The sequence below is a fragment of the Shewanella sp. WE21 genome, from assembly GCF_002966515.1.
GTDB classification, from domain to species: domain Bacteria; phylum Pseudomonadota; class Gammaproteobacteria; order Enterobacterales; family Shewanellaceae; genus Shewanella; species Shewanella oncorhynchi.
In genome coordinates this window covers 2,380,717-2,407,639 of the sequence record NZ_CP023019.1, presented here as the reverse complement: position 1 = coordinate 2,407,639, position 26,923 = coordinate 2,380,717, and the positions used below count along the sequence as shown (strand labels likewise).

General features: G+C 47.6%; 22 protein-coding genes. 2 read left to right on the top strand and 20 right to left on the bottom strand.

Going from position 1 to position 26,923, the window contains the following annotated elements; genetic code table 11:
- Positions 1–235: 235 nt before the first annotated feature.
- Positions 236–2,962 (bottom strand): preprotein translocase subunit SecA, encoded by a 2,727-nt coding sequence (gene secA, locus CKQ84_RS10445; RefSeq protein ID WP_105251202.1) that lies wholly within the window; start codon positions 2,960–2,962, stop codon positions 236–238.
- A 60-nt stretch (positions 2,963–3,022) separates the two neighbouring features.
- Complete coding sequence (locus CKQ84_RS10440; RefSeq protein WP_105251201.1) at positions 3,023–3,922, bottom strand: M23 family metallopeptidase; 900 nt, start codon at positions 3,920–3,922, stop codon at positions 3,023–3,025.
- Positions 3,923–3,949: 27 nt separating this feature from the next.
- On the opposite strand from CKQ84_RS10440, the gene CKQ84_RS10435 reads away from it, so the two are divergent.
- Positions 3,950–4,396 (top strand): DUF721 domain-containing protein, encoded by a 447-nt coding sequence (locus CKQ84_RS10435; RefSeq protein WP_105251200.1) that lies wholly within the window; start codon positions 3,950–3,952, stop codon positions 4,394–4,396.
- Positions 4,397–4,408: 12 nt separating this feature from the next.
- Here CKQ84_RS10435 and lpxC read toward each other — a convergent pair whose 3' ends face one another.
- The 15 genes from lpxC to mraZ form a co-directional block, all read right to left on the bottom strand.
- On the bottom strand, positions 4,409–5,329 hold the full coding sequence (gene lpxC, locus CKQ84_RS10430; RefSeq protein WP_011845621.1) for a UDP-3-O-acyl-N-acetylglucosamine deacetylase: 921 nt from the start codon (positions 5,327–5,329) through the stop codon (positions 4,409–4,411).
- A gap of 182 nt (positions 5,330–5,511) precedes the next feature.
- The gene (gene ftsZ / locus CKQ84_RS10425; RefSeq protein WP_105251199.1) at positions 5,512–6,699 is read right to left on the bottom strand and encodes a cell division protein FtsZ; all 1,188 of its coding nucleotides are present in this window, start codon (positions 6,697–6,699) and stop codon (positions 5,512–5,514) included.
- Between the two features lie 33 nt (positions 6,700–6,732).
- The gene (ftsA, locus tag CKQ84_RS10420) at positions 6,733–7,968 is read right to left on the bottom strand and encodes a cell division protein FtsA (protein ID WP_006079897.1); all 1,236 of its coding nucleotides are present in this window, start codon (positions 7,966–7,968) and stop codon (positions 6,733–6,735) included.
- Positions 7,949–8,698, bottom strand: a complete 750-nt coding sequence (locus tag CKQ84_RS10415) for a cell division protein FtsQ/DivIB (RefSeq protein WP_168826587.1) — start codon at positions 8,696–8,698, stop codon at positions 7,949–7,951. Before CKQ84_RS10415 ends, ftsA begins: the two co-directional genes overlap by 20 nt.
- Before the next feature lie 151 nt (positions 8,699–8,849).
- Positions 8,850–10,316 carry a UDP-N-acetylmuramate--L-alanine ligase gene (gene murC / locus CKQ84_RS10410; RefSeq protein WP_105251197.1) on the bottom strand — a complete coding sequence of 489 codons (1,467 nt, stop codon included), beginning with the start codon at positions 10,314–10,316 and terminating at the stop codon, positions 8,850–8,852.
- A gap of 2 nt (positions 10,317–10,318) precedes the next feature.
- Positions 10,319–11,407, bottom strand: coding sequence for an undecaprenyldiphospho-muramoylpentapeptide beta-N-acetylglucosaminyltransferase (murG, locus tag CKQ84_RS10405; protein WP_105251196.1), 1,089 nt, complete (start codon positions 11,405–11,407; stop codon positions 10,319–10,321).
- Positions 11,407–12,618 (bottom strand): cell division protein FtsW, encoded by a 1,212-nt coding sequence (gene ftsW / locus CKQ84_RS10400; protein WP_105251195.1) that lies wholly within the window; start codon positions 12,616–12,618, stop codon positions 11,407–11,409. Before ftsW ends, murG begins: the two co-directional genes overlap by 1 nt.
- Positions 12,608–13,927 carry a UDP-N-acetylmuramoyl-L-alanine--D-glutamate ligase gene (gene murD / locus CKQ84_RS10395; RefSeq protein WP_105251194.1) on the bottom strand — a complete coding sequence of 440 codons (1,320 nt, stop codon included), beginning with the start codon at positions 13,925–13,927 and terminating at the stop codon, positions 12,608–12,610. Before murD ends, ftsW begins: the two co-directional genes overlap by 11 nt.
- A gap of 6 nt (positions 13,928–13,933) precedes the next feature.
- Positions 13,934–15,016, bottom strand: a complete 1,083-nt coding sequence (mraY, locus tag CKQ84_RS10390; protein WP_006079891.1) for a phospho-N-acetylmuramoyl-pentapeptide-transferase — start codon at positions 15,014–15,016, stop codon at positions 13,934–13,936.
- The gene (gene murF, locus CKQ84_RS10385) at positions 15,017–16,399 is read right to left on the bottom strand and encodes a UDP-N-acetylmuramoyl-tripeptide--D-alanyl-D-alanine ligase (protein WP_105251193.1); all 1,383 of its coding nucleotides are present in this window, start codon (positions 16,397–16,399) and stop codon (positions 15,017–15,019) included.
- Between the two features lie 156 nt (positions 16,400–16,555).
- A complete protein-coding gene (gene murE / locus CKQ84_RS10380; RefSeq protein ID WP_105251192.1) occupies positions 16,556–18,058 on the bottom strand; it encodes a UDP-N-acetylmuramoyl-L-alanyl-D-glutamate--2,6-diaminopimelate ligase in 1,503 nt (500 codons plus the stop codon).
- Positions 18,055–19,809: a penicillin-binding transpeptidase domain-containing protein gene (locus CKQ84_RS10375; RefSeq protein ID WP_105251191.1), complete on the bottom strand. Its 1,755-nt coding sequence runs from the start codon at positions 19,807–19,809 to the stop codon at positions 18,055–18,057. Before CKQ84_RS10375 ends, murE begins: the two co-directional genes overlap by 4 nt.
- A gap of 13 nt (positions 19,810–19,822) precedes the next feature.
- On the bottom strand, positions 19,823–20,137 hold the full coding sequence (ftsL, locus tag CKQ84_RS10370) for a cell division protein FtsL (protein ID WP_105251190.1): 315 nt from the start codon (positions 20,135–20,137) through the stop codon (positions 19,823–19,825).
- A 10-nt stretch (positions 20,138–20,147) separates the two neighbouring features.
- The gene (gene rsmH, locus CKQ84_RS10365) at positions 20,148–21,089 is read right to left on the bottom strand and encodes a 16S rRNA (cytosine(1402)-N(4))-methyltransferase RsmH (RefSeq protein ID WP_105251189.1); all 942 of its coding nucleotides are present in this window, start codon (positions 21,087–21,089) and stop codon (positions 20,148–20,150) included.
- Between the two features lie 31 nt (positions 21,090–21,120).
- On the bottom strand, positions 21,121–21,579 hold the full coding sequence (gene mraZ, locus CKQ84_RS10360) for a division/cell wall cluster transcriptional repressor MraZ (protein ID WP_105251188.1): 459 nt from the start codon (positions 21,577–21,579) through the stop codon (positions 21,121–21,123).
- Positions 21,580–22,240: 661 nt separating this feature from the next.
- Here mraZ and CKQ84_RS10355 point away from each other — a divergent pair.
- Entirely contained in the window at positions 22,241–22,576 is a 336-nt protein-coding gene (locus CKQ84_RS10355) for a hypothetical protein (RefSeq protein WP_105251187.1), read from the top strand.
- A 171-nt stretch (positions 22,577–22,747) separates the two neighbouring features.
- Here CKQ84_RS10355 and glpK read toward each other — a convergent pair whose 3' ends face one another.
- From glpK to leuD, 3 genes are all read right to left on the bottom strand, one after another.
- Positions 22,748–24,232: a glycerol kinase GlpK gene (gene glpK, locus CKQ84_RS10350; protein WP_105251186.1), complete on the bottom strand. Its 1,485-nt coding sequence runs from the start codon at positions 24,230–24,232 to the stop codon at positions 22,748–22,750.
- A 193-nt stretch (positions 24,233–24,425) separates the two neighbouring features.
- Positions 24,426–25,775 carry an outer membrane protein transport protein gene (locus CKQ84_RS10345; protein WP_105251185.1) on the bottom strand — a complete coding sequence of 450 codons (1,350 nt, stop codon included), beginning with the start codon at positions 25,773–25,775 and terminating at the stop codon, positions 24,426–24,428.
- Between the two features lie 526 nt (positions 25,776–26,301).
- Entirely contained in the window at positions 26,302–26,907 is a 606-nt protein-coding gene (gene leuD / locus CKQ84_RS10340; protein WP_105251184.1) for a 3-isopropylmalate dehydratase small subunit, read from the bottom strand.
- Positions 26,908–26,923 lie beyond the last annotated feature (16 nt).

Below are 26,923 nucleotides of genomic sequence, written 5' to 3'. Positions count from 1 at the left end.
TAAATTTGCTACAGCGGCGGGTTAACTTTAGTGGCTATAGATAAGAGTGAAACTATGTTCAATGGGGAATAACGACGATTAGCTATATAAAGAAGAGTAAGAATGTAATCCGGATGACACGAGAGTAAGCGCTAGGCTTATTAAAGAGGAAATAAAAAGGCAACTTAGATAAGTTGCCTTTAGTGTGCGTTCTATTCTACTTATTCAGTAGGCAGTAGGCTAATCTGTCAGCAGATTAACTTAACTTGCCGTGGCATTGTTTGTACTTACGACCAGAGCCACAAGGACAAGGATCGTTGCGACCCACTTTGTCACCATCACGGATCATCGGTGCTTGCGCAGTGACAGCTTCATGCTCATCACCACCGCCAACAAGCGACTCTGCCGCTGCGTGTTGATAGTCGCGCTGGATCTTGGCATCTTCTTCACGACGACGCGCTTCCATTTCTTCCACATCTGACTGAGCCTGCACTTGTACTTTCGACAGCACACTGATGACGTCATGTTTCAAGGTGTTCAGCAGTTGTTGGAATAACTCAAACGACTCACGCTTATATTCTTGCTTTGGATTCTTCTGCGCGTAACCACGTAAGTGGATACCTTGGCGCAGATGATCCATCGCCGCTAAGTGTTCTTTCCACAGGCCATCGAGAGTTTGTAGCATAACGGCTTTTTCAAACTGGCGTAGCACTTGCGCGCCAACCATTTCTTCTTTTGCCTTATACGCATCGCCCCAAGCAGTGATAATACGCTCACGTAGACTCTCTTCATGCAGATCGTCTTCTTTATCTAACCATTCTTGGATAGGTAATTTGAGCATAAATTCTTGGTGTAGACGTTGCTCTAAACCCGGGATATCCCACAGCTCTTCTACTGATTGCGGCGGAATATATTGATCGATTACCGCACCAATCACATCGTCTTGGATGTTTTGGATAGTATCTTCAATACTTTCCGCATCCATCAACTCGTTGCGCTGGGCGTAAACCACTTGGCGTTGATCGTTAGCGACGTCATCAAATTCGAGTAATTGCTTACGGATATCGAAGTTACGCGCTTCAACTTTACGTTGAGCGTTTTCGATTGCGCGAGACACCCATGGATGCTCGATCGCTTCGCCTTCTTCCATTCCCAGCTTTTTCATCATGCCAGAGACACGATCCGAGGCAAAGATACGCATTAAGCTATCTTCCATCGACAGGTAGAAGCGTGATGAACCCGCGTCACCTTGACGACCCGCACGACCACGTAACTGGTTATCGATACGGCGTGATTCGTGACGTTCTGTACCTAGGATATGTAAACCACCCGCAGCAACGACTTCATCATGACGAATTTGCCAATCGGCTTTGATCTTGGCTTTTTGCTCTGCTGTTGGATTATCGAGTTCATCGATTTCCATGTTCCAGTTGCCGCCAAGCACGATATCGGTACCACGACCTGCCATGTTCGTCGCAATAGTCACAGAACCAGTACGGCCAGCTTGCGCGACGATTTCAGCTTCTCGTTCGTGGAATTTAGCATTTAAAACTTCGTGCGGAATCTTTTCCTGCACCATTAAGCGCGCTAACAGTTCAGACTGTTCGATTGAGACTGTACCCACCAATACTGGCTGACCACGTTCGCGGCAATCTTTAATGTCTTTGATGATCGCTTGATATTTTTCATCGGCGGTCAAATAAACTAAATCCGCCATATCCTTACGCACCATTGGACGGTTAGTCGGCACAACGACTGTGTCTAATCCATAGATGTGTTGGAATTCAAACGCTTCAGTGTCGGCTGTGCCTGTCATACCTGCCAGCTTCTCGTATTGACGGAAGTAGTTCTGGAAAGTGATCGAAGCCAATGTTTGGTTTTCGTTTTGAATGTGTACGCCTTCTTTGGCTTCGACAGCTTGATGTAAGCCTTCTGACCAACGACGACCTGGCATAGTACGACCCGTGTGTTCATCGACTATGATGACTTCGTTGTCTTGTACTATGTAATCCACATCACGTTCAAACAGCGTGTGCGCACGAAGCGCCGCGTTGACGTGGTGTAACAGGGAAATATTAGCTGCAGAATAGAGTGAGTCGCCTTCGGCTAACATGCCGCGCTCGATCAACAGGTTTTCTACTTTTTCTTGACCACGTTCGGTAAAATGCACTTGTTTGGCTTTTTCATCGATGCTGTAGTCGCCCTCACCCACAAACTCTTCCGTATCTTCTTTATCTTGACGGATAAGATTAGGGATCAGGGTGTTGATCTTGATGTATAGCTCAGAGCTATCTTCGGCAGCGCCAGAAATGATCAGCGGCGTACGCGCTTCGTCGATTAAGATTGAATCCACTTCATCGATTAGGGCGTAATGCAACGGACGTTGAACCCGTTCTTGCGGTGAAAACGCCATGTTATCGCGCAGATAATCGAAACCAAACTCGTTGTTGGTCCCGTAAGTGATATCGGCGTTATAGGCAGATTTCTTCTCATGTTGACCAATGCCTGCGACGTTGATTCCTACGGTTAAACCAAGGAACTCAAACAGTGGGCGGTTATTCTCGGCATCACGACGTGCCAAATAATCGTTCACTGTAATCACGTGGACGCCTTTGCCTGTCAATGCGTTTAAGTAGGCGGGTAAGGTTGCCGTTAAGGTTTTACCTTCACCCGTACGCATTTCAGCAATACGGTTGCTGTCGAGTACCATACCGCCGAGTAACTGTACGTCGAAATGACGCATATCAAATACACGCTTAGACGCTTCACGCACTGTAGCAAAGGCTTCAGCCATGATGCTATCTAATGCAGCTCCAGCAGCTAAACGCTCACGAAACTCTGCGGTTTTCGCTTTTAATGCTTCATCGGTTAATTTTTCATAATCAGCTTCTAATGCGTTAATGCTAATAACGATCTTTTGAAGCCCTTTAAGGGTGCGGTCGTTGCGACTACCAAATACTTTTGTCAGTAATTTACCAAACATCTGAATCACTTATTCTCTGTAGGCCAAGTCCATGATGGAAACTAGAAGCCAATGTTTCAATTAACTTGCTTTGCGGTAGACAAACTTTTGTGGATCTATCTGCTGTCCGCCGCGCAACACTTCATAATGCACATGAGCCCCAGTTGAGCGCCCAGTGCTTCCCATACTGGCGATAGCATCGCCTTTTGCGACCACATCACCTACAGTCACTGACAAAGCTTTATTATGGCCATAACGCGTATGCAAACCGTTACCATGGTCGATTTCAACCAATTCGCCATAACCGAACATATTTCCAGCAAAAGTCACCACGCCTGCAGCAGTCGCAACAACTTTAGCTCCTTCTCGACCGGTAAAATCAATCCCCTTATGCACAGACCTGCGACCGTTGAAAGGGTCATTACGTAATCCGTAGGGTGACGATAACCAACCTTTATCGAGCGGGATACCTGATATATAACGTTCATCATCTATATGGTGGTTAGATGACACTGTTTCAAGTAGTGAAAGCTGAACATTATTATTGTCAATTCGTGATGCCAACTTATCCATATCGTCGATAAGCTGTCCGAGCTCGATGTTAGTGCCTAGTTCACTCAAACCACCCACACCAACCTCGGATGAAAAATCAAAATCTTCATCCAACTTATTCTGTTGGGCGACCTGTTGACCTAAAGCTTCGAGACGGGTGATCTTGGCTTGCATACGTGCAACATGAGTCACAAGCATAGCCAGTTGAGACTCAGTAGCACTTTTAAGCTCTAAGACTTGTTTCTTTTGTTGTTCGCGCACGAGACGATCGTTATCGACACTGGCTTGCTGATCTTGAAATCGAGCGGAGTTGTGTTGATAAATACCGGACCCAGTGGCCAACAATAGTATTGGAAGTAGCAACCAGCGTTTACTGGGCTGCCAGCGTGTGACGCCATTCCGACCTTGAATAAATACTGTTACACTCATAGCCTAATTCAGCCATCTTATTATCATATGAAAAAGCCCCCTCAAGATCTCAGCCAATTACTGCATCAATCGGGAAAATTACCCGACCTTGCTGAGAAAGCGGAACTACTTATGTATCTGGATCAGCATGTGAAGCAGATTATTGCAGGTCCTGTTGCGGAGCAACTAAAAGTCGCTAATTTCCGCCAGGGTGTTCTTGTGGTTGAAACCACTTCGGCGGCCTGGGCTGCGCGAATTAATTTCCAAAAGCCGAAGCTATTAATCCAGCTTCAAGCAGAAACGCTCCCAATCCTTACCGCAATTGAAGTTAAAGTCAACCCGAGATTAGCAATGTATGACGCAAAGCCTAAACAGGGACATAAAGAATTAAGCCCAGCAGCAGCGGAGCACATTGCAGCATTAGCGGAAAATATTGGCGGTTCACTGGGTGAAAAACTAAAACGGCTGGCCTCATTGGCCAGCCGTAATAAATAATCTTACCGCTTTTTAAGCAAATACAGCGCCACCTGGTACGGTAAAGCTGACGGGGACATCGGCTTCTTTTTCGAAGCTGACCAACTCCCACGCATCCTGTTGCGCGAGTAAAGCACGCACCAATTGGTTGTTCAACGCATGACCGGTTTTATACGCAGTAAACTCACCTAAAATAGCGTGTCCTGCCACATATAGATCACCAAACGCATCTAGAATTTTGTGCTTAACAAATTCGTCCTCATAACGCAGGCCGTCGGGATTAAGGACGCGATATTCATCAAGTACAACAGCGTTTTCCATGCTGCCGCCCAACGCTAGGTTGTTGGCTCGCAAATATTCGATATCACGCATAAACCCAAAAGTACGGGCGCGGCTGATATCTTTCACGAAAGCAGAAGTTGAAAAGTCCATCACCACATGCTGTTGGCTACGAGCGATTTCTGGGTGCGCAAAATCAATTTTAAAATTGACTCTAAAACCTTTAAACGGTTTTAACTCGGCCCATTTATCGCCATCTTCAACGCGCACAGGGCGCTTAATCTTTAAGTACTTCTTAGGCGCGGCCTGCTCTTTAATACCTGCAGACTGCAACAAGAAGACGAATGGGCTTGCACTGCCATCCATAATAGGAATTTCAGGCGCGTCCACTTCGATTACAGCGTTATCTATGCCTAAACCCGCAAGAGCTGCAAATAAATGCTCAATGGTCGAGATACGAATACCTTCGTCATTGACAAGTGCCGTACACATAGTGGTTTCACGAACTTGCTCCGCCTTCGCTGGGATGGCGACGGCAGGACTCAAATCGGTGCGCACGAGTACGATCCCTGAATTAACGGGCGCGGGCATAATGCTCAAAGTGACCTTGTTGCCAGAATGCAATCCGACACCAGTTGTTTTCACCATTTTCTGAACAGTTCGTTGAAATATCATTCAGTTACCCGTTTATATGCCAATTATAAAGCCTAATATTTGTACACTCAGCGTCGGCAAATCGAGCCGCACTGGTTCAACATAATAACATAACTTTATTATGTCACACAAATGCAGCTATGTTGTGGTATTGCCCAAAACGAACAACACCTCACATATTACGCTGGACTCAAACGCTCTCGCTAGTCGGCTTGCTTACGCAAAAAAGCTGGAATATCAAGATAATCCAATTCATGCTTTGTCGATGGTGCAGGCGTAGGAGCTGGCTGCGGTGCGGCTGGCAACACGTTGCCTTTTGGCGCTACATAGTTCACATGTGCAGCTTCTTCGACATAGGCTTCGACTTTTGGTTCAACAACTACAGGCTCTGGACGAGGTGCAGGTTTAGAAACCAATTGGATATCTGGACGCTTTTCAGCACCGATACCGGTAGCAACAACCGTTACACGCAGCTCATCACTCATTTCTGGGTCGATGACAGCACCAACAACCACAGTCGCGTTGTCAGAGGCATAAGCCTTAACATGATTACCGACAGTTTCGAATTCTTCGATACTCATATCCATACCCGCAGTAATGTTCACTAACACACCACGCGCACCGGCTAAGTCGATGTCTTCTAATAATGGGCTGGCAACAGCAGCTTCGGCCGCTTCTTCAGCACGGTCTTCACCGCGAGCGACGCCTGTACCCATCATGGCATTACCCATTTCAGACATCACAGTCTTCACGTCGGCGAAGTCAACGTTAATCAGACCTGGACGAGTGATAAGCTCGGCAATACCTTGTACCGCGCCAAGTAACACATTATTCGCTGCGGCAAACGCATCGAGTAAAGAAGTACCACGGCCCAATACTTTTAATAATTTTTCGTTCGGGATCGTGATTAACGAATCCACGTGCTTAGCCAGCTCAGCAATACCTTGCTCAGCGTAAGCCATACGTTTTTTCCCTTCGAATGGGAAAGGCTTAGTCACAACCGCAACGGTCAGAATACCTTCTTCACGTGCGATTTGAGCCACAACAGGTGCAGCACCTGTACCTGTACCACCGCCCATACCGGCAGCGATAAAGATCATGTCAGAACCTTTGATTGCCGCGCGAATGTTTTCGCGGTCTTCTTCAGCTGCAGCACGACCCACATCTGGGTTTGCCCCTGCTCCAAGACCTTTAGTGACATCGCGTCCTAATTGAATTGTTGAGCCAGCGCCTGATTTTCTCAGGGCCTGAGCGTCTGTATTGGTAACGATAAACTCAACACCTTCAATGTTGTGTTTGACCATATGTTCGACAGCGTTACCGCCGCCGCCGCCAACGCCGATGACTTTAATCACCGCGTCGTCTGAGTGAGTATCCATGATCTCAAACATTGTCTGATCTCCGTGTTGCCTGCGTTATGAAAATTAAAATTCGCCCTTAAACCAGCTTTGGACCCGATTCCAAGCGCTAGTTACCCCTTGGCGCTCAGGACGTTCGAACTGACGTTCGATCACCCGTCGTGCACCGTAATGAAGCAGTCCGACTCCTGTGGAGTAAATAGACTGGTCCACGTATTCATATAAACCTTTGATCGGTAGCGGTGACGCTACGCGAACTGGCATGCCAAAAGTCGCTTCCGCAATATCGACCACACCTTGAATCGACGCTGTGCCACCTGTGAGCACAATACCTGCGGCGATTTGATCTTCTAACCCACTGTCTTTCAACTCTTTAAGCACAAGCTCAAACAGCTCTTGGTATCTTGGTTCAACCACTTCGGCGAGCGTGTGACGTGACATGCTCCGCGATGGACGACCACCTACCGATGGCACTTCAATACTGTCTTCGCGGCTCACCATAGAACTGCGAGCACAGGCGAACTGCACTTTAATTTGTTCAGCATGTGACGATGGCGTGCGGAAAATCTTCGCAATGTCGTTCGTCACTTGGTTACCAGCAACCGGTACAACCGCACAATGACGCAAGGCGCCATTGGTATATACCGCGATATCCGTAGTGCCACCGCCGATATCGACGATACACACACCTAAATCTTTCTCATCGAAGGTCAACACAGCATCGGCTGAAGCAATCCCAGAGAACACTAAGTCGTCAACCTTAAGGCCACAACGCTCAACGCTCTTAGTAATATTCTTCGCCATATCATTGGCGCAGGTCACTATGTGTACCTTGGCCTCCATACGCATACCGGACATACCGATTGGGCTGCGAATACCGTCTTGAACGTCGATTGCATATTCCTGCGGCAGCACGTGTAAAATGCGACGTTCGGTCGGGATCTTCACCGAGCGAGCCGTATGGATCACGTTATCAACATCTTCCTGTGTCACTTCTTCATCGTTGATCGATACCATGCCGTTTTCATTTTGGCAGGCGATGTGTTTACCCGAAATACTCAAGTAAACCGATGACACTTGGCAATCCGCCATTAATTCCGCTTGATCGAGCGCACGTTGCACACTGCGAACTATCGAATCTAAATCGTTCACGCCACCTTTATCCATTCCCCTTGAGGGATGGTTACCAAGGCCGACTATGCTAATTTCGCCATCGGGCAGAACTTCGCCTATGATCACTGCGACCTTAGAGGTTCCTATGTCCAATCCGACGATAAGGTTTCTATCTTGGTTTTTGATCATTAATTATCGGCTCTCTTGTTTGTGCATCGCCCCAGCCTACGGCCAACCCTGTGTCGTAGCGCAAATCTACTCTGGCAACGGATTTCTCTTGTTTCGCCAAAACCGGATAAACAGTAATAAATCGTTGTATCCGTGCAATTTTATCTTCTCGACCCAAATCTAAAACGATACCGTTTCCAAGGGTCGCGTGCCACGCATGTCGTGGCGTTAAATTCAAACTGGCTAAGGTAAAGCCATTAATCTTTAGTAGGGAGTTGATCTGTGCATAGACAGTCAACACCTCAAGGCCCATATCATTTGGTCCAGATAACTGCGGTAAATGCTCAAGCTCTGGGTGCGATGGCGCTTCGAATACTTCTCCATGCACGTTCAACCACAAGTCACCATTCCAATGGGCTGCGGGTTGTTGCTCTTGCAAATACACCCTGAGTTTCGCTGGCCACTCACGCCTTACCGATGCGCGATATACCCAAGGTAAAGCTTCTAACGCCTGCTGCACTAAGGTAATGTCAGCACTAAAAAAACTGCGCTGCATTAAATGCTGTAGTGCTACTTGTATATCTTTATCTGTGGTGTAAACCCGCTCACCTTTGATGGCAACGGCCTCAATCGGCAAGTTGCTGGCATCATTCAAAAATTTATGTAACTGATAGCCACCAAATACAAAACTGGCTACGATGAAGAATAAAAAGCCAGCCCCGCTCCACTGATACCAATTAAACCGTGACATTCTTGCCCGCCAGTGCCGCCTCTTATCACTCCAAGACACGCTTCATCCCACCTTTAACGACACCCATTAAAAACCACAGAAAACCGGCCATTATATAGACCAAAATCCTTTGGTCAAAATTTCCTTTTTCTCGCAGATCAAGCGCTAAAGATCAGCTTGCTTGCGCAGGTAATTCCACCACAGCAAACCCTAATCCAGACGACGCTAACTGTCGGGACAGGGCGCCAATATTACCCGCACCTTGGGTGAGTAATAAATCCCCGTCCTGCAATACATCGGGCAGCACTTCTGCAAGCAAATCTGGGCTTGCGATAAAGATCGGATCTAGCTGACCACGCAAGCGAATTGAGCGGCATAATGCTCGACCATCCGCACCTGTGATCGGCGCTTCACCCGCACTATAAATATCGAGTAACAATAAGCAATCCACTTGCGATAACACTTCCACAAAATCCTCATACAAATCACGGGTACGAGTGTATCTGTGCGGCTGATACGCCATGACCAAACGTCTATCAGGCCATCCTGCACGCGCAGCTTTAATGGTCGCCGCAACTTCGCTGGGATGATGACCATAATCATCCACTAACATAACTTCGCCCTTCGGCGTGGCAAATTTGCCTAAATGCTGGAAACGACGCCCTATACCTTGGAACTCCACTAAAGCCTGAGTAATAGCGTTATCGTCGATTTCATCTTCAGTCGCCACCGCAATGGCCGCTAACGCATTGAGCACATTATGTTGGCCCGGTAAATTCAACACCAGATCGAGATCTTCTTTAGCTTTACGTCTGACAGTAAAACGGCACTGATGACCTTGCTGGCTAAAATTAAGTGCTTGCACGTCCGCATCGTCACTGAAACCATAGGTCACGTGTTTACGGCCAATACGCGGCAGAATCTCACGCACGACGGCATCATCAATGCACACCACAGCAACACCGTAGAACGGCAAGTTGTGTAGAAAATCCACAAAAGTCGATTTTAGTTTTTCAAAATCACCGCCATAAGTATCCATATGATCGGCTTCGATGTTGGTCACCACACTGACCATAGGCTGCAAATGCAAAAAGCTCGCATCACTCTCATCGGCTTCGGCAATCAAATAACGGCTGGTACCTAATCTGGCATTGGTACCGGCACTGTTAAGCAAGCCACCAATCACAAAAGTTGGGTCCCGCCCAGCTTGACCATAAACGCTGGCGATAAGACTCGTTGTCGTGGTTTTACCATGGGTGCCCGCAATCGCCACACCATGTCGATAACGCATCAACTCGGCTAACATCTCGGCACGACGCACAATAGGAATACGTAATTCTTTAGCGGCAAGGATTTCTGGATTTTCCAGATTAATCGCGGTTGATATGACGACCACATCCACTTGCTGCACGTTTTCAGCGGCATGACCAATTTGGATCTTGGCTCCGAGTAAACACAATCTGTCGGTCACGGCATTTTGCGCAATATCCGAACCACTCACCTGATAGCCTTCGTTCACTAACACTTCGGCGATCCCGCCCATGCCCGCGCCGCCAATGCCGACGAAGTGAATACGCTTAATACGGCGCATTTCTGGGATCATACTTCTCAGTTGTGCGTATCTTTCTGTCTTAGTCATGCTTATCCTTTCTCAGCAAGGCTGATGCACACTGCGGCAACTTGTTCAGTCGCATCCAGTACCGCAACGTCTCTCGCTCTTTGGCCCATACGGGCTAATTCTGTTCTGTCATTGGCGAGCAACTGTAATTTGTTCGCCAGTTTATTCACATCCAAGATGGCCTGTGGCAATAGGAAAGCTGCGCCAGCCTCAACCAATACTTGAGCGTTACGGGTTTGATGATCATCCACTGCATGGGGATAAGGTACCAGAATACTCGGTAGTCCCACCGCCGCTAACTCAGACACAGTCAAGGCGCCAGCTCGGCACAATACCACATCAGCCCAGCGATAGGCGGCTTCCATATCGTCGATAAACTCAGCGATATTCACGCCACCATCTTGTCCTTGTTGCTGATATGCCGCCTTCACGCCCGTAAGATTATCTTTACCCACTTGATGCCAAACCGTCACAGACTGCTGCTGACTCAGTATCGCAACCGCTTCAGGCATCAGATCGTTAAAGATTTTGGCGCCAAGGCTACCGCCGACAACTAATACTTTTAAGGCTTCATCAGCCTCAGGCTTTGGTTCTGCACCTAAGGCAATCAGTTCTTGGCGAATCGGATTACCAACGACCTTGGCCTTCACTGTGGTAAAGGTATTTTTAAAGGCGCATAACACTTGCGTCGCAATCCGCGACAACAACTTGTTTGTCATCCCTGGGATGGCATTTTGTTCATGCAGCACCAGTGGAATACCGGCTAATCTTGCCGCAACACCTCCTGGGCCACTGGCGAATCCGCCCATGCCAAGGACCACATCGGGTTTAAATTCCGCAATCACGGCCTTAGCCTGCAATATTGAACGCACCACTTTAAAGGGCGCCGCAAGTTTTCGGATCAAACCATTACCGCGCACACCTTTGATATCGATGAAATCAATATCAAATCCATACTGGGGCACTAAACGCGCCTCCATACGATCGGCCGTGCCTAACCAACGCACTTGCCAACCCTGTTGAGCTAAATACTTAGCCACCGCCAGTGCCGGGAACACATGTCCTCCCGTACCACCCGCCATGACTAAAATACGTTTTCCTGTTGGAGTCATCACTTCAATCTCCCTTGCACGGCCTGAACTAATGTCATGCGTCGCTCGTAATCAATGCGCAACAACATCATAGCTGCCGCAGTCATGACCCATAAACTACTACCACCGTAACTGATAAAAGGTAATGTCAGCCCTTTGGTTGGCAACATGCCGATACTCGCGCCGACATTCACCACAGTCTGGAAACAAATCCAAATACCGATGGCATAACCTAAATAACCTTCAAATGGCTTATCCATGGCTAAACACAAATTACCTAAACGAATCGATCTCAGCGCCACAAATAGCAGTACAGATAACACGGCAATAATGCCGATAAAGCCCAATTCTTCCCCGATCACGGCAAAGATAAAGTCTGTGTGCGCTTCGGGTAAATATTCTAATTTTTGAATACTATTACCTAGCCCTTGGCCAAACCAATCACCTCGACCATAGGCCATCAAAGATTGAGTCAACTGGTAACCGCTACCGAAGGGATCTTGCCAAGGATCCATAAAGGAGGTCACTCGGCGGATACGATACGGTTCCAATAGCACTAGGGCCACAAACGCCAATACGCCCGCAAAAATCAAGGCAAAGAAATCGAGTAAACGCGCACCGGCTAAAAACAATAGACCAACCGTTCCCACAAATAGCACCACCACAGTACCTAAGTCGGGCTGCATCAAAATCAGCACAGCGTAAATCGCAAATACTGCAATCGGCTTATAGAAGCCTTTAGCATTCTCGCGCACTTCCTGATGACGCCTCACTAAGTAACCCGCCATATAGATGGCGAAGGCAAATTTAGCGACTTCCGCCACCTGGATGCGAATAGGGCCTATGGATAACCAACGCGTTGCACCGTTTACCGTAGTGCCAACCACTAAAACCGCCAACAACATCAAACCCACAATCAACAACAACATGGGGCTCCAGCGCTGCCAAGTCTGCATCTCTACTCTTAGCACAAATGCCGCAATGAATAAGCAACCCACTAAATAACCCACATGGCGAGTCATAAAATAAAATGGGTTCCCCGTGAGCGTTTGCGCTTCAGGCATAGAGGCTGACATCACCATTACAAAGCCGAAGCTAATCAAAGACAACACAGCCGCGAGCAAAGCACGGTCGTACAATTGCACGCCCGGGACTTCGGTATCACATTGCCAATTGGGTATTGCTAAACGCAAACGCCCAAATAGGCTAAGTTGTCTTGCATCACTCGCCATTAAGTTGTCCCACGAGGTTTCTAAAATCATCACCTCGAGCCATGAAGTTACTGTACATATCTAAACTGGCGCAGGCTGGCGATAATAAAACGATATCACCAGAGGTGGCCAATTCAGCGGCTTTCGCTACCGCAGCAGCCATAGTGTCGACTCTTATCGAGCCGTCTTTCAATGCAGCAATCTTTTTACCATCGCGGCCTAAGGTGATGAGGTGTGTGACTTTAGCTAAAGCCACAGCTAAAGGCTTAAAATCAGCCCCTTTACCGTCACCGCCAGCAATCAAAATAATATCGCCTAAGTGGTCACTCAAGCCATCGAGTGCGGCGACTGTGGCACCGACATTTGTCGCTTTAGAGTCATTGACATAGGTCACGCCATTCTTAACACCAACCACTTCACAGCGATGGGATAAGCCAGTAAAAGTACGCGCCACTTTTGCCATAACGTGCTTATCGACACCGACGACATCCACAAGCGCCATCGCCGCAAGTAGGTTGGCATGGTTATGACTGCCAATCAGCGACACTTCAGTAATCGGCATGATTTCGCTGCTGCCGTGATAAATCTTGCTGTCGCTGATGCCCCATTCGTCCGCTTCTGGCGCAGCTAAACCAAAACTATTTTGGTTCATTGGTTCTGGCGGTACGGTCAGTTTATCGTCACGATTAAAGAGTACAGCACGGGTTTGTTTGTATAAGCGTAATTTAGCCTCGCGGTAGGCATCAATGTCGCTGTATCTGTCCATGTGATCTTCGCTGATATTCAAACAGGTCGCCACCACACACTTAAGACTGTGGGTGGTTTCCAATTGAAAGCTCGACAACTCAAGCACAAATAAGTCGGCATTTTCATGCAGTAGATCCAGCGCAGGCACACCAATATTCCCACCAACGGCAACAGCAATACCCGCTTCCCTTGCCATCTCGCCCACCAGCGTAGTGACGGTCGATTTTCCGTTAGAGCCAGTAATGCCAATCACACAAGGTTTACGGTCAGCAATCTCACGGGCAAATAGCTCAACATCACCAATCACTTCGATACCCATATCCACAGCGGCACGTACCTCTGGGGTATAAGTGGCAATGCCTGGACTGATAATGATCTGCGTCGCTTGCACAAGATAACGGCAATCGAATCCGCCAGAAATCAGCCTCACATCAGGAAAAGACGTCGCTAACGTTTCGGCGCCCGGAGGCTGCCGACGACTGTCCATCACCAATGGCGTAATGCCCTTTCCACACAAATAGCGCACCACGGACAAGCCCGTGGCCCCCAAACCTAACACTATGTGTGAATACTGATTTTGCATAACCAATTACCTTAACTTCAACGTGGCTAAGCCAAGTAAGACGAGGAATATCGAGATAATCCAAAAACGCACTATCACTCGAGGTTCAGGCCAACCTTTTAACTCATAGTGATGGTGGATCGGCGCCATGCGGAAAATACGCTGGCCGCGTAACTTGTACGAACCCACCTGCAGAATGACTGACAGGGTTTCCATCACGAACACGCCGCCCATAATCACTAACAAAATTTCTTGGCGAACAAGCACTGCGATCGTGCCCAGTGCAGCACCTAATGACAGAGAACCCACATCGCCCATGAAGACTTGCGCAGGGTAAGTGTTGAACCACAAAAAGCCCAGACCCGCACCGACAATGGCGGTACAGACAATCACAAGCTCACCAGAACCGGGTAAATGCGGAATATGTAAGTAGTTAGCAAACTGAGCGTGACCCGACAAATAAGCGATCAACGCAAACGCCGCCGCGACCATTACCGTCGGCATAATCGCCAAACCGTCGAGGCCGTCGGTTAAGTTCACCGCATTGCTCGAACCCACAATAGTGAAATACGCCAATACGATAAATACGGCGCCGAGTTGCGGCATCACGTCTTTAAAGAAAGGCACCACTAATTGGGTTTCGCCTGGATTGGCCGCCGTGGCATACAGAAAAAAAGCAATAAGCAGCGCAGCTAAAGATTGCAGAATGTACTTCCAGCGCGCGATCAAGCCTTTAGTGTCTTTACGTACCACTTTGCGATAATCGTCGATAAAACCGATCAAACCGAAACTGCCGAGCACAAACAACATGACCCACACATAGCGGCTACCCAGATCACCCCACAACAATACGCTGATGAAAATAGCAGCCAATATCAGCAAGCCACCCATAGTCGGCGTGCCACGCTTACTAAAATGTGATTCTGGACCATCGTTACGCACAACCTGACCAATTTGCAGTAATTGCAAACGTTCAATCAGTTTAGGGCCAAACCATAAGCTAAAAACCAATGCAGTCAATAAGCCTAAAATGGCTCGAAATGTCACATAGGAAAACACGTTAAACCCGGTATGAAAACGGGTTAAATACTCGGCCAGATATACCAGCATTTACACTAACTCCCCACGCCCGAAGGCTACTGTTAGGCCATCCACGACCCGCTCCATGGCGGCGCTACGTGAACCTTTAACGAGAACCGTTACCTGTCCCGGCAACTGGTTTATATGCTTTATAAGTTTTTCTACTAACGTCGCCACACTGTCATAGTGCTCCGCACCGAAAGCTTGGCTCGTGTGCTGACTTAAAGTTCCGGTACAAAACAAGGCATCAATCCCCTGTTGCTTGGCCAGTTGCCCTAGTTCAGCGTGTAAAAGGGGCGCATTGTCGCCTAATTCTCCTAAATCTCCCAGTACCAGACAGCGATTTTCAGAAATTTCCTTTAACCAAGCGATCGCAGCGCCAACGGACACAGGATTTGCGTTATAGCTATCGTCGATTAGACGCACGCGTCCCAATTGACTCGGCTGCATACGTCCTTTCACTGGCGTTAATTGGCTCAAGCCTTCAGATATTTCAGTCAAACTCAATCCCAAAGCAATACAAACACTTGCAGCGGCGAGAGCATTACTCACCTGATGACGACCCGCCAACGGCAATACCACTTGGCAAGATTCACCTAAATAATTGAGCATAAAACGATAGCAACCATCCGCATTAGTCTTATGGCCTGTCGCTATCACGTCGATATGACGTTTAGCGGCGCCATCTTGCTGGGAGAAGCTCAGTTGCTTATAAGGTCTTGCCTTAACGCTCATAAAATCAGCGAAGGCATCATCGGCGTTAATGATGGCAGTGCCATCGGCCTGCAGATGATTAAAAATCTCTGACTTCGCCTGTGCGACACCTGCTTGTGATCCAAATCCTTCTAAATGGGCGCTGCCGACGTTATTCACCAGCGCGACGTTTGGACGCACAAGTCCCGAGGTGTAATCGATTTCACCTTTATGGTTAGCGCCGAGCTCGAATATCCCAAACTCATCCGCTGGCGTTAAACGCAGCAAAGTTAGCGGCACACCAATCTCATTATTAAAATTGCCAGCGGTATAGAGGATTTGATGCTTTGCCGACAGAATGGTCGCAATCATTTCCTTCACGCTGGTTTTGCCGTTTGAGCCAGTCAAAGCAACACAAATCGGATTGATCTGGTCACGAACATAAGCACCAATCGCACCCATGGCTTTTTGACAATCAGCCACTATGAGCTGCGGGATATCAAAAGCTAACTCACGCTCAACCATTAACGCCGCTGCGCCGTTCGCAATAGCTGTAGCTGCAAAATCATGGCCGTCAAAGCGCTCACCCTTTAAGGCAACAAACAGGGTTGCAGCGCCGATTTTACGGCTATCACTGCTTAAATCTTGGATGGTGACGTCGTCACCGACTCGATACACGCCTAAGTGTTGACTTAGGGCCTCGAGAGAAAGTGGGATCATCTTGATTGCTCCAATGACCGGTGTGCCAATACACATCCATCATAGTGTTGACTTAGAGTCTCGAGTGAAAGAGGGATCATCTTGATTGCTCCAATGACCGATGTGCCAATACACATCCATCATAGTGTTGACTTAGGGCCTCGAGAGAAAGAGGGATCATCTTGATTGCTCCGATAACTGGCGTGCCAAGGCGCGTTCATCATAGTCATGACGCACACCTGCCGCCTCTTGGTAAGTTTCGTGGCCCTTGCCCGCCAGCAAGATCACATCGCCAGGTTTAGCCAATGCCACAACCTCTTTAATTGCTGTGATACGGTCAACCTGAGTCAATGCCTGCTCTGGTGTTGCAAGCCCTTGGATAATATCGGTAATAATTTGCGCGGGGTCTTCACTGCGCGCATTGTCGCTGGTCACCATAATGCGGTCGGCAAACTGTTCAGCAGCTTGGCCCATCAAAGGACGCTTGCCCTTATCACGGTCGCCGCCACAACCAAACACGCACCATAAATCACCAGCACAATGGCGACGTAGCGCGTTTAACGCTTGTTCGATCGCATCGGGTGTATGGGCATAATCGACCACTAAGGTGATGTTATCCGCAGTAGTGAAACGCTCCATACGACCTGCAACGGGCGTTAAATATTGCACCTGCTCGGCTAACGCTTTCATATCAAAACCTTGCAGATACAAGGCCGATAACGCCGCGAGTAAATTAGAGAGATTAAAGGCACCAAGAAGTGGCGAGTGGATTTGAGTCTCGCCCTCGGGCCACACTAAGGTTGCACTGACACCTTGATCGTCAAACTTGGCATTTTTAGTATAAAAAGCCGCGGCTTGATGACCTTCAATACTAAAGCCCCACATTTGCGCAGGCACAGATTTAAGTTCAGTCAACCAAGACACGCCAACTGCATCGTCGAGATTCAATAAACCGTGACCTAAAGTGCTGAAACGAAATAGGCTTTGTTTAGCGGCGGCATAGCTTTCCATATCGCCGTGGTAATCGAGGTGATCGCGCGTCAGATTAGTGAACACGGCAACATCAAATGGTACTGCGTCGACGCGGCCTTGCACTAAGCCGTGACTCGACACTTCCATGGCGCAGACGTTCGCGCCTTGGGCTTCAAACTCATGCAACTGACGCATTAAGGTAATCGCATCGGCTGTGGTGTTACCACTATCAACAAGCTCGCCCCAGAGACCATTGCCAAGGGTGCCCATGACGGCGGCTTTGCGCCCCAATGAAGTTACCAGTTGTGCAATGAGTTGACTCGTAGAGGTTTTACCGTTAGTTCCGGTAATACCGATAACCCCAAGGGATGGCATAACGGCAGACTTGTGCGCTAAGGGATAACGCTGGGCGGCAATTGCCGATACCTGACGACTTAACTGAAAGAAATAAATCTGCACACCGTGCTCGGCATTATCGCCCAGCAGCACTTTGCCATGTTGGTCAGCATCATCCGTGTGAACTAATACGCCTACGGCACCTAAATCTAAGGCTTTTTCAATAAACTGTCTGCCATCGACCTTATGTCCTGGCAGCGCCAAAAACACATCGCCGCGACGTATTGCGCGGCTATCTAAGGTCAGATCATTGAAGGACTGCGCGCCGGCATAATGCAGCCAAGGCGCGAGCAGATCCCGTAATAACATCATTCTGCTCTCCCGGCGGCGATACCCGCCAATTGCACTTGTTCTTTATCGGTAATGGGTTCAACGTTTAACATTTGCAGTGCGCCAGACATGACTTTGGCAAATGCAGGCCCCGCCACTGAACCACCATAATAGAGATCGCCCTTAGGCTCGTTCACTACCACCACTATCGCTAATCTAGGATTATTCGCAGGAGCAACACCCGCAAATAAAGCAACATAATCATCACCATAACCACCAGCAACTGCCTTACGACTTGTGCCAGACTTACCTGCAACTGGATAACCGTCGATGTGCGCTAAGGTGCCTGTGCCGCCTTTTTCCGTTACACCGACCAGCATTTGCATCACATCGTGAGCCACATTTTCAGAAATGACTCGCTCACCGACAGGTGGCTTTTTCAGTTTCATTATCGAGACTGGGAACAAAGTACCGCCATTGCCTAAGGTGGCGTACATGCGCGCAAGTTGAAGTGTTGTTGCCGTTAAGCCGTAACCAAACGACAAGGTGGCACGTTCAAAGTCTGACCAACGGTGGCGATCTTGAATCAAGCCAGCGCTTTCACCCGTGAGGTTAATTCCCGAAAAACTGCCAAGTCCCATGGATTGATAAGTACCGAGCAGTTGCTGCACCGGAATAGACAAAGCCAATTTACTGATGCCGACGTTACTGGATTTAGCCAAAATACGCGCCAAACTCATATCGCCGTAGTTCGCAGGATCACGTACTTGGCGACCACCTAAACGCATCCAACCCGGTGAAGTGGCAATAATATCGGTCGATTTAACTGTGCCAGCTTCAAGCGCTGCGGCTACCACAAATGGCTTAATGGTCGAACCCGGCTCAAAGGTATCTGTCATAGCACGGTTACGCATTCTGAAGGTTTGCAGATTGTCGCGCGCATTGGGGTTATACGAAGGCGTATTCACCATAGCCAAGACTTCACCCGTGTGAATGTCGAGGACGACAATCGAACCCGAAGTCGCTTGGTTCATCTCAGTGGTGCGTTTTAATTCGCGATAGGCTAATTGTTGGATCCTATGATCGATACTCAGCACAAGATCGTTAGGACTCTCACCTTCCTGCACTATATCGAGACGCTCGACGACATGACCATCGCGTGACTTACGCACTTTTTGTTTGGAAGGCGTACCTGTTAACCAACTATTATAAGCATTTTCAACACCTTCAATCCCAACATCATCTATGTTAGTGATGCCGATTAACTGAGCTGTGATTTCACCGCCAGGATAATAACGGCGTGATTCAGACTTTAGAAATACACCGGGTAATTTAAGCTGAGTAATATAGTCCGCAACCGCAGGGGTAATTTGGCGTTTCAAGTAGGTGAAGCGTTTGGTGGGGTTACTGCGCACTCGCTCTAACAAATCTTCGAGGGGCTCATGCAACACATCTGCTAAGGCTTGCCAGCGGCGCATATCGGCAAAACCATTACTATCATTGACTTGTTTTGGATCGGCCCAGACGGCTCGTACAGGTACGCTCACGGCCAACATGTCGCCATTACGGTCGGTGATCAAGCCACGCTGCACTTCACGACTAGTGGTCCGCAATGTTCGCATGTCACTTTCGTGACGTAATTTGTCGGGCTCGATAATTTGAATGTAAGCTGCGCGTCCCACTAGGCTGCAAAACAACGCACACACAAACCCGACCACTACGTATAAACGCCAGTGGATCAATTGAGGTTTTTGCGGTTTGCTTACCCGTTTGATTTTCGCTTGCCTAGTCATATCTTCCCTATACTCACGGCACCTTTACCACAACTTCTTCGCTGGGTAACGGACGACTCATGTTGAGTTCCTTAGAGGCAATACGCGTAATACGACTGTGCTCAGTCTGCGATTGCTCTTCTAATAATAAATTGCGCCACTCAATATCTAATCTATCTCGCTCCTGCAGTAACTGGTCCCACTGGGTTGTCAGTTGACGGCTAACATGACTGCCATAAACCACGGCAACCGCATTACTCAGCACAAGCAAGGCTAATAACAAGATCCATTTGTGCAGCCATAAATCATGTAAAACGATCCGTGGCAGATTAATCGAGGGCTTACTCACAGTGCGCCCCTTAGTAATCTAAACGCTCGGCAATGCGTAACACTGAGCTGCGAGCTCTGGCATTGCGTTCGATTTCTTCGTCGGATGGCATAATCGCCTTGCCCACGGCACGTAACTTACGCGACTTGTTAATTTGATCTTCAGTAACCGGAAAACCGTGCGGTACACTTTCGCCTTGGCTATGACGACGAATAAAACGCTTCACGATACGATCTTCTAAAGAATGGAAACTGATGACCGACAAACGTCCTTGGGGAGCGAGCACATTGACTGCTCCTTCAAGTGCCTGATCAATTTGATCTAATTCACTATTGATATAAATGCGGATCGCTTGAAACACCCGAGTCGCAGGGTGCTTATTGCGTTCTTTATTTTTAGTGATACGCGCAATTAAATCGGCTAAATCTTTGGTACGTAAAAACGGCGTTTTCTCACGATCGGCAGCAATACAACGGGCAATATGGCGAGCATTTTTCTCTTCACCGTAGGTTTTAAATACCCAAGCCATATCTTCAATTTCAGCACGAGCCAACCATTGCGCAGCCGTTTGGCCTTGGCTGTTATCCATACGCATATCGAGTGGACCATCGCGCAAAAAACTAAAACCGCGTTCAGCATCGTCGAGCTGGGGTGAAGACACACCTAAATCGAGTAATACGCCATCAATTTTGCCCACAAGCCCAAGCTCTTCGACATAATCGGCTAATTGACCAAAGCCACCATGCACGATTTGAAAGCGTGGATCGTCAGCAAATTGTTTGGCCGCTTCAATCGCTTGAGGATCACGATCGATGGCGATCAATCGACCATGTTCACCGAGTTGTTGTAATACTTGTCTTGAATGACCACCGCGGCCGAACGTGCCATCGATATAGATGCCATCGTCTTTGATGTTTAAACCGCCAACCGTTTCTGCTAGCAGTACGGATAAATGGGCAAATTCTTGACTCATTACTCTCTTCTTATTTAGTTATCACGACTCGTTAAAGTGAAAAATCCGCGAGGCGCTCATTATTAACGAGATCCTCACTTCGAATCGTTTCCTGACATTCATCAATTTGCTGCAGCCAAGATTGCTCATCCCACAGCTCAAATTTATTCAATTGCCCCACCAGCATGATGCGCTTATCTAAATTGGCATATTGCCTTAACGGTGGCGGCAGTAATATGCGCCCATTACTATCGAGCTCCACTTCGTGGGCGTAGCCGAGTAACAGGCGTTTTAAGGATCTCTGGGTTTTATCGGTATCTGAAAGCTTCAACAACTTAGCTTCGATCAATTCCCATTCGTGAATGGGATACAAGAGTAAACAGGCGGATTGGATATCGACGGTAATCACGATACGGCCTTGGTGCTCAAGCTGCAAAGGTTCGCGGTATCGCACTGGAATAGCGATCCGTCCCTTTGTATCTAAGTTGATAGCACTGGCTCCACGAAACACGCTAATTCATCCTATCCTTTGATTTTTGATCCACAAATATCCACTATTTCCCACAACTGCTAAGTTTAGGGACAGTCGACAAGCATTGTCAAGGGATGGGATCCTTTTATAAATCCAGTCGGCAAGCGGGTTAGCCGCATGTTGAGCACTTAACCTCGCGACAAACTTTTGACAAGAAAAACCATTAGAGATTGACTAAACAGAGGAAACAACAGGAATAAATAGCGCCGATATATTCAGCAACCTTTTGCTTTCAGGTGCTTGCGATGAAAAAAATGGGGAATTATTTCTGTATTTGTGGGATTTTACGGGTCGAGAAATAACGTCAAACTCAAAAACGCAACAAAAAAACTTACGTCCATCCTTATTCGACAGTCAAAAAAGAGTTGAAATCAGCATAAAAATCTAAATTTTTATTCCAAATAAAGACGTTCATCTTTTTACTAATGGCTGAATATTAATGTCGCGATTGCGAGAAAGATCAAAATCCCACGTAAAATCCACCAAAAGAACCACTTTCTCCCTATACATTCACCTTATACCCGCACTAGCTACCTAATGGCTCGCCTTATTCGCCTTAACAAGTTAAACGGCGTATAGTCTAAATATTGACCTACTTCAGCCGATATCATATTAAGAGGTGTAATAACAAGGAGGCGTTATGAGTGGATTGGATAGCATTTATGCCATGCTGGCACAGCCAGTAAAAGCCGTGTTTCACCCTAAACGGGTTGTTGACCAAGTCAGCAGCGCAAGCGCAAATGCCCCCGATAGCCATGAAACACCGCAGTCGCAGTTACCTCCAGCGTTAGAAAGCCGCAATACTAAAGTCAGGGAAAGACGCAAAGAATCAGATAACAATAAAAATAAGAAACGCCGTGCATCGGATGAAACCGAAACGCTAAAACTAAAAGAAGGTGTCGTACTTGAAGTGACCGATGATTCCGCAGAAATCAAGAAGCTACCGAGCCAACATATCATTGATGTAGAAGTATAAATCCGTACTGATATAAAACGGAAAAGGCGCAATCCCATTGGATTAGCGCCTTTTTATTAGCCTCTTTTTAGCAGCACTATCGAGCATGTCTGAAATCAGGCCAGATTTCGAATCATGCGATACCTCAAATTAAGTTTTATCTCAAACCAATGCCGCCTCAAGGCGTATTGTTTAAGTTCGAGTTCTGGCCACCGCGTCCTGCCAACCTGCATATAGCTGCACTCGAGTCTGGGCATCGATATTAGGGATAAAATGCTTATCGATGCAGGCTTTATGCTCAAGCTCTATCACACTCTCCCAAAAGCCCACGGCCAACCCAGCTAAAAATGCCGCGCCCAAAGCGGTTGTCTCACAAACGCTTGGCCTTAATACTTCGACATCGGTAATATCGGCTTGAAACTGCATCAAAAAATCATTGGCGACCGCGCCGCCATCCACCTTCAAACGCTTAAGGCTGACGCCACTGTCTTTGGTCATGGCATCGAGTAAATCTTTACTCTGGTAAGCGATAGATTCTAGCGCTGCCCGAATAATATGATTACGATTCGCCCCGCGTGTTAGACCAAATAGCGCACCACGGGCATTGGGATCCCAATAGGGCGCACCGAGTCCCACAAAAGCGGGCACCAGATACACGCCATTAGTATCGGCGACCTTAGAGGCAAAATACTCGGTATCACTGGCATCACGAATAAGCCCCAGTTCATCTCGCAACCATTGAATGGTCGCACCGCCCATAAAGACTGAACCTTCAAGAGCATAGTTCACTTCACCCTTAGGCCCCACGGCAACTGTAGTCAATAAGCCATGGTTTGAGCGCACCGCTTTTGTCCCTGTATTCATCAACAAAAAACAACCAGTACCGTAGGTATTCTTCGCCATGCCGGGCTCGACACATAGCTGACCAAAAAGCGCAGCCTGTTGATCGCCCGCCATTCCTGCAACTTGGATTTCACTGCCTTCGCCAGCAATCCGTGTCGTACCATACACGCTGCAGGAGGGTTTAACGTCAGGCAACATAGACAAGGGAATATCTAAGGCTTCGAGTAACATATTATCCCAAGTCAGGCTATGGATATTGAATAGCAAAGTGCGGGCAGCATTGGTGGGATCGGTGACATGCACCTTGCCCTCGGTTAACTTCCACACGAGCCAAGTATCGATAGTGCCGAACAACAACTCACCACGCTCGGCTTGCTCACGGGCATTGGGCACATTATCTAGAATCCACTTGATCTTAGTGCCTGAAAAATAAGGGTCTAGTAATAAACCAGTATTCTCACGCACATATTCTTCTAACCCTTGAGCTTTGAGTTGCTCACAAATCTCAGCGCTGCGACGGCACTGCCACACTATCGCGTTATAAATAGGTTTACCTGTGGCCTTCTCCCATATAACAGTGGTTTCCCGCTGATTGGTAATGCCAATGGCGGCCAATTCATCGCTGTGAATACCCGCACGCGCCAATACTTCAATTAACACTGAACTTTGGCTTGCCCAAATCTCCATGGGATCATGCTCGACCCAACCCGGATTCGGGTACAACTGGGTAAATTCCCGCTGGGACACGCTGACAATATTTGCGTCGTGATCGAACACTATCGCCCTTGAGCTGGTCGTGCCTTGATCTAAGGCCACCACGTATTTTTTCTGCACGCTACTATCCTATCTGAACTCTCCGCCGCCTTTTTATGCTAGGGAGAATTAACATGATCCACCGACTTATGCAGTGAATATATTCGGAATTTACCGCCGTGACCAGCAAGCAAGCCGTAAAACAAGATAACGCCACCATGCTATAGCCATAAAAAAGCCCTGAAGATTCAGGGCTTTTTTTAACATACTGAACTTACATCTTGTAGCTCATTTGGATACCCGCAAGCCATACATCGCCGCTTGCTTCGCCGTTAAAGTTAACAGTCGCTAGGTTCAATAGGTTTTGCTGTTCGTTGATTGGCGCATCGCCAGTCGCTTTAATATAAGTCACAGCAAAATCAACGTTCAGATTCTTAGTTGCCTGATAACCTGCGCCCACAGAGAACCACAGACGGTCAGAGTCTGGAATTGTGGTTGTGCGCCACTCGTCATTTGCCGCCGTTTTATCTAAAGCAACACCGGCACGCACTAACCAGTCGTTATTCACTTGATAAGTCGTCCCTAGCGCGAAGCGCCAGTTATCTTCGAAGTGCTCTTCTTTAACTAAATCAGACTCTAAACCGCCCTTAGGTTTAACTTCACCAGGGAAATAAGCCACTAGTTGATCGAATACGCTCCAATCTGTCCAGTTCACACTCGCATGCATGGCCCAGTTATCGGTCAATTGGTGATGGGAAGCTATCTCTGCAAAAGCGGGCAATTCAAGCGGTAAATAACCTTCAATGGACACATCTTGGCCGCCAGTGTATAGCACACCTGACGCATGACCATCCAAGTCCAGTTGCACGCCGCTGTGATACGCAAAGCCTAAACGGTTAGCAGGATTAATTTGCCAGCTTGCACCTAACTGCCAGCCATAACCCACATCATCACCCTTCATGCTTTTCAGCTCAGTGCCACCTGGAGGTAACACAGCCTGCACCGGAGCCGGCAGAGCAGGTTTGATATCATCGACCCAACCTGGTAATGAGGCACCGATTTCGCCTTCACCATAAACGATACGTACACCAGCACCTACGCTAACAGCATCATTGATGCGATAAGCGATGTTTGGATTAAATTCAACGGTCGTAACCGAAGTCTTATTACCAAAAATAGCCGCTGCGTGGGTCGCGGGTAATTCAGTGGCTAGACCATAATTAGAGTTTACCGCTAGGCCCCAAGTCCATTGATCATTTAGCTGATTTGAGTAGTAAAAGTTTGGCACGAGTGCATCATCGGCCACATCCAGTGCATCGCCACCTTTCATAACAACAGGATTAGGACCAATTAACGGTGAGCTAAGGCTGACATCACCTGTCACATCGACGTTTGGCATAACGTAAATGCCACCCGCGGACAACTGACGTCCTTCTAAATAAGTCAGCATTGCAGGATTTCGACCTTGAGCCGAAGCGTTATCCGCCATAGCGGCTTCACCCGCAAAGGCGCGACCTAAACCTGTAGCAGAGTATTCCGCAAGTTGAAAACCCGCGGCATGGAGTTGAGTCGTTGAACTTAACAAGGCTGCAGTGACAGCCAAAGTCAGAAGACGTTTTTGCATTGTTATTCTCTAATCATATTATTGTTATCTGTACTACTTAGATGAGTACTGCGGCGTTCAGGCAAAATAGAGCAAACACTCCAGATTGAATGCGCAGCAGTTTACTTATGCAGAAGATGTTTGCAACCAAAGGAGATAAAACAGACAAAAACTCTAAAGAAATACAAATTTAAAACAGATTTAGTGACACACGTCACCATTCAAACAAAGACTAACCTTTAAACACTCAAAAATCATTCACGACAGTCGTGAGATTCAAATTATAAACCCAACAAATACCAATATTAAACAATAAGATAAAAAATTAAAACTTTGGAACACCTGTAAATCATTTAAACTCGACAAATACAGCATAAATCACTGCAGAGAATAAAATTTTCTAGTATCAAAACGACAATAAAAATTTATGCTTTAAAATACAATTAATTAAATTAAGAGTGTTTTGAGATTTAAAACAAAAACGCCTAGGTATTAACCTAGGCGCATAAATATAGACTCAACACGAGTACAAATGTGCGCTGAAAGTTTAGCGGCGCCAACCTTGGATTTGAGTTTCGTACTGACTGATTTGCGCAGCATGGGACAAGGTCAGCCCAATAGCATCTAACCCATTGAGTAGCTTATGTCTCGCCGACTCTGCCAGCGTAAAACTAAACTCAGCACCTGACGGTGCAATCACTTTACAGCTGGTGAGATCAACTGTGATTTGCGCGCCCTCTTCTGCCGCCACTTCATCCATCAACTGACGCACCTGCGCGTGGGTTAACGCCACAGGCAATAGGCCGTTATTGATTGAGTTGCCGTAAAAAATGTCGGCAAAACTCGGTGCAATAATGGCGCGCAAACCGAAGTCCGCCAGCGCCCAAGGCGCATGTTCGCGGCTTGAACCACAACCAAAGTTTTCCTGCGACAAAAGAATTGAAGCGCCTTTATAACGAGGCTGGTTCAATGAAAACTCAGGATTGGGCACATCACCCGCATCATCTAAATAACGCCAATCATGAAATAAGTGCACGCCAAAACCATCGCGCGTCACCTTAGACAAAAACTGTTTAGGAATGATTTGATCAGTATCGATATTGGTGCTGTCGATCATGACCGCAAGCCCGGTATGGGTCGTAAAAGGTTGCATTAGCTTCTCCTCTTGG

Bases quoted from the DNA above. Each gene is read 5' to 3' on its own strand.
- murD (WP_105251194.1), bottom strand. From the start codon at position 13,927: ATGCAAAATCAGTATTCACACATAGTGTTAGGTTTGGGGGCCACGGGC.
- CKQ84_RS10435 (WP_105251200.1), top strand. From the start codon at position 3,950: ATGAAAAAGCCCCCTCAAGATCTCAGCCAATTACTGCATCAATCGGGA.
- ftsZ (WP_105251199.1), bottom strand. From the start codon at position 6,699: ATGTTTGAGATCATGGATACTCACTCAGACGACGCGGTGATTAAAGTC.
- murE (WP_105251192.1), bottom strand. From the start codon at position 18,058: ATGATGTTATTACGGGATCTGCTCGCGCCTTGGCTGCATTATGCCGGC.
- CKQ84_RS10345 (WP_105251185.1), bottom strand. From the start codon at position 25,775: ATGCAAAAACGTCTTCTGACTTTGGCTGTCACTGCAGCCTTGTTAAGT.
- CKQ84_RS10415 (WP_168826587.1), bottom strand. From the start codon at position 8,698: ATGTCACGGTTTAATTGGTATCAGTGGAGCGGGGCTGGCTTTTTATTC.
- rsmH (WP_105251189.1), bottom strand. From the start codon at position 21,089: ATGAGTCAAGAATTTGCCCATTTATCCGTACTGCTAGCAGAAACGGTT.
- CKQ84_RS10375 (WP_105251191.1), bottom strand. From the start codon at position 19,809: ATGACTAGGCAAGCGAAAATCAAACGGGTAAGCAAACCGCAAAAACCT.
- murC (WP_105251197.1), bottom strand. From the start codon at position 10,316: ATGACTAAGACAGAAAGATACGCACAACTGAGAAGTATGATCCCAGAA.
- ftsW (WP_105251195.1), bottom strand. From the start codon at position 12,618: ATGGCGAGTGATGCAAGACAACTTAGCCTATTTGGGCGTTTGCGTTTA.
- leuD (WP_105251184.1), bottom strand. From the start codon at position 26,907: ATGCAACCTTTTACGACCCATACCGGGCTTGCGGTCATGATCGACAGC.
- lpxC (WP_011845621.1), bottom strand. From the start codon at position 5,329: ATGATATTTCAACGAACTGTTCAGAAAATGGTGAAAACAACTGGTGTC.
- murF (WP_105251193.1), bottom strand. From the start codon at position 16,399: ATGATCCCACTTTCTCTCGAGGCCCTAAGTCAACACTTAGGCGTGTAT.
- CKQ84_RS10355 (WP_105251187.1), top strand. From the start codon at position 22,241: ATGAGTGGATTGGATAGCATTTATGCCATGCTGGCACAGCCAGTAAAA.
- secA (WP_105251202.1), bottom strand. From the start codon at position 2,962: ATGTTTGGTAAATTACTGACAAAAGTATTTGGTAGTCGCAACGACCGC.
- CKQ84_RS10440 (WP_105251201.1), bottom strand. From the start codon at position 3,922: ATGAGTGTAACAGTATTTATTCAAGGTCGGAATGGCGTCACACGCTGG.
- murG (WP_105251196.1), bottom strand. From the start codon at position 11,407: ATGACTCCAACAGGAAAACGTATTTTAGTCATGGCGGGTGGTACGGGA.
- mraY (WP_006079891.1), bottom strand. From the start codon at position 15,016: ATGCTGGTATATCTGGCCGAGTATTTAACCCGTTTTCATACCGGGTTT.
- ftsA (WP_006079897.1), bottom strand. From the start codon at position 7,968: ATGATCAAAAACCAAGATAGAAACCTTATCGTCGGATTGGACATAGGA.